Genomic DNA, 1,804 nt, shown 5'->3' with positions numbered 1-1,804 from the left:
GTACACGCCGATGGAGCCGGGCACGCCGGTGGTTTGCGTCCACTGCAGCAGCATCACCGAAATGAACAGGCCGACGAGGCTGGAGAACAGGTTGATTTTCGCCTTCAGCGGCCGGTGCTTTTCGCCAAGCATCAACATGATGGCGGCGGTCAGCAGCGGCAGCAGGATCGGTGCGGCGATCAAGTGAGTCATCGCCATCATTCCTTGGGCTCCCGGCCGTCCACATGGTCGGTGCCGGTCAGGCCCCGGGATGCCAGCAACACCACCAGAAACAGCGCGGTCATGGCGAAGCTGATGACGATTGCAGTCAGCACCAGCGCCTGCGGCAGCGGATCGGTGTAATGCAGCAAGTCCTGGGTCACGCCGTCCTTGATCACCGGCTCTTTACCGATGAACAGGCTGCCCATGCTGAAGATGAACAGGTTGACCGCGTAGGACAGCAGGCACAGGCCCATGACCACCTGGAACGTCCGTGGCCGCAATACCAGCCAGACACCGGACGCAGCGAGGACGCCGATGGCGATTGCGATGACTTCTTCCATCAGACGGCTCCTTTGCTGGCGACGGATTTGGGCAGCGATGCGGTCTTGTGACCCCGCACCGATTGGTGGGCGAGGGCGGTGAGGATCAGCAGCGTCGAGCCGACCACCACGGCGTACACGCCGATATCGAAGAACAGCGCACTGGCGATATGGATGTCGCCCAGCAGCGGCAATGCGAAATGCCAGGTGTGGGTGGTCAGGAACGGATAACCGACCGCCATTGCCCCGAGACCGGTGGCGGTGGCGAACAGCAGACCGGTGCCCATCCAGCGCAGCGGTCGCAGGCTCATTTGCGCCTCGACCCACTGCGTGCCGGCGACCATGTATTGCAGGATGAACGCCACCGACATCACCAGGCCCGCGACGAAGCCGCCGCCCGGCTGGTTGTGGCCGCGCATGAACAGGTAGAACGACACCACCAGCGCAATCGGCAGCAGCAGGCGCACCAGCACCGCCGGCACCATCATGAAGCCCAGCGCGGTGTCGCTGGCGCTGCGCGGGTTGACCAGATCGGTGACCACGTCCGGCGCGAGCAGGCGTTGCTGGGCCGGCAGTTGCAGGCTTTCTTTCGGCGGGCGGAAGCGTCGCAGCAGGGCGAACACGGTCAGCGCCACGGCCACCAGCACGGTGATTTCACCGAGGGTGTCGAAGCCGCGGAAGTCCACCAGCATCACGTTGACCACGTTGCTGCCACCGCCCTCGGGCATGGCGCGACTGAGGTAGAACGAGGAAATGTCGTTGGGCGTCTGCCGCGTCAGCATGGCGTAGGACAGCAGCGCCATGCCGGCGCCGACGGCAATCGACAGCAGCAAGTCGCGCAAGCGGCGAATGCGCGCCTTGCGCAGGCTCGATGGCAGTGGCGAGACTTCTTCGATGCGTCGCGGCAGCCAGCGCAGACCGAGCAGGATCAGCACCGTGGTCACCACCTCGACCGCCAGTTGCGTCAGCGCCAGATCCGGCGCCGAGAACCAGACGAAGGTCACGCAGGTCATCAGCCCGCAGACGCTGACCATGGTCAGGGCGGCGAGACGGTGATACTTGGCCTGCCATGCGGCGCCGAGGGCGCAGGCAATCGCCAGCAGCCACAGGGTGACGAACACGATGGAACCCGGAATCTTCGGCCGGTCGCCCCAGCTCAGGCTGCTGTGCAGCATCGGGATCAGGCCGGCGAGTACCGCCGCCAACACCATCAGGAACAGTTGCATCTGCAGGCGGCGGGTGCCAAGTCGGCGTTCGACCCGACGGGCCATGCGCATCATCAG

Annotated in this window: 2 protein-coding genes and 1 pseudogene; all 3 read right to left on the bottom strand. The window is 65.0% G+C overall.

What is annotated here, in order from left to right; genetic code table 11:
* Positions 1-201: pseudogene (locus DBR18_RS29705) on the bottom strand (cation:proton antiporter); the annotation flags it as partial.
* Complete coding sequence (locus DBR18_RS22330; protein ID WP_003225953.1) at positions 198-542, bottom strand: Na+/H+ antiporter subunit C; 345 nt, start codon at positions 540-542, stop codon at positions 198-200. The gene DBR18_RS22330 and the pseudogene DBR18_RS29705, both read right to left, overlap by 4 nt.
* Positions 542-1,804: hydrogen gas-evolving membrane-bound hydrogenase subunit E (gene mbhE / locus DBR18_RS29700; RefSeq protein ID WP_256588843.1), on the bottom strand; the 1,263-nt coding region annotated here is incomplete at its 5' end. The genes mbhE and DBR18_RS22330, both read right to left, overlap by 1 nt.

The organism is Pseudomonas sp. HMWF021 (genome assembly GCF_003061005.1).
Taxonomy (GTDB): Bacteria; Pseudomonadota; Gammaproteobacteria; order Pseudomonadales; family Pseudomonadaceae; genus Aquipseudomonas.
Note: the sequence above shows the minus strand (reverse complement) of the source record. Positions and strands in the feature narration are given on the sequence as shown.

What these genes read in the sequence shown, in the direction of transcription:
- DBR18_RS22330 (WP_003225953.1), bottom strand. Translation starts at nt 542, where the DNA reads ATGGAAGAAGTCATCGCAATCGCCATCGGCGTCCTCGCTGCGTCCGGT.